This window comes from Burkholderia sp. MSMB1072 (assembly GCF_001524725.1).
Taxonomy (GTDB): Bacteria; Pseudomonadota; Gammaproteobacteria; order Burkholderiales; family Burkholderiaceae; genus Burkholderia.
Genome location: NZ_LOYC01000029.1, coordinates 1 through 980, shown reverse-complemented (window position 1 = coordinate 980; position 980 = coordinate 1). Strand labels below are relative to the sequence as shown.

General features: G+C 65.4%; 1 protein-coding gene. It reads left to right on the top strand.

Going from position 1 to position 980, the window contains the following annotated elements; translation table 11 throughout:
- A partial coding sequence (locus WS89_RS13285) for an aminotransferase (protein WP_059791414.1) occupies positions 1–980 on the top strand: 980 nt, incomplete at both ends.

Sequence of the window (980 nt, the reverse complement as noted above, 5' to 3'; positions counted from 1 at the left end):
CCGTTCTCGGACATGGGCGCGCTCAATCGCGCGGGCAGCCGCGTGATCGTGAAGGCCGACGGCGTCTACCTGTGGGACTCGGACGGCAACAAGGTGATCGACGGGATGGCCGGCCTCTGGTGCGTGAACGTCGGCTACGGCCGCAAGGAACTCGCCGACGCCGCCTATCGCCAGATCCAGGAACTGCCGTTCTACAACACGTTCTTCAAGACCACGCATCCGCCGGTGATCGAGCTCTCCGCGATGCTCGCCGAAGTCACGCCGGCCGGCTTCAACCATTTCTTCTATTGCAACAGCGGCTCGGAAGGCAACGACACGGTGCTGCGCGTCGTGCATCAATACTGGCGCGTGCAAGGCAAGCCGCAGAAGAAATACGTGATCTCGCGCAAGAACGGCTACCACGGCTCGACGATCGCGGGCGGCACGCTCGGCGGGATGGGCTACATGCACGAGCAGATGCCGTCGAAGGTCGAGCACATCGTGCACATCGACCAGCCGTATTTCTTCGGCGAAGCGCAGGCAGGCGAGACGCCCGAGGCATTCGGCCTCGCGCGGGCGCAGCAGCTCGAAGCGAAGATCCTCGAACTCGGCGCGGAGAACGTCGCGGCGTTCATCGGCGAACCGTTCCAGGGCGCGGGCGGCGTGATCTTCCCGCCGTCGACGTACTGGCCGGAAATCCAGCGGATCTGCCGCAAGTACGACGTGCTGCTGGTCGCCGACGAAGTAATCGGCGGGTTCGGCCGCACCGGCGAATGGTTCGCGCACCAGCACTTCGGCTTCGAGCCGGACCTGATCACGATGGCGAAGGGCCTCACGTCGGGCTACGTGCCGATGGGAGCGGTGGGCATCCACGAGCGCATCGCGCGCCCGATCATCGACAACGGCGAATTCAATCACGGCCTCACGTACTCGGGCCATCCGGTGGCGGCGGCCGTCGCGGTCGCGAACCTGAAGCTGCTGCGCGACGAAGGCATCGTCGA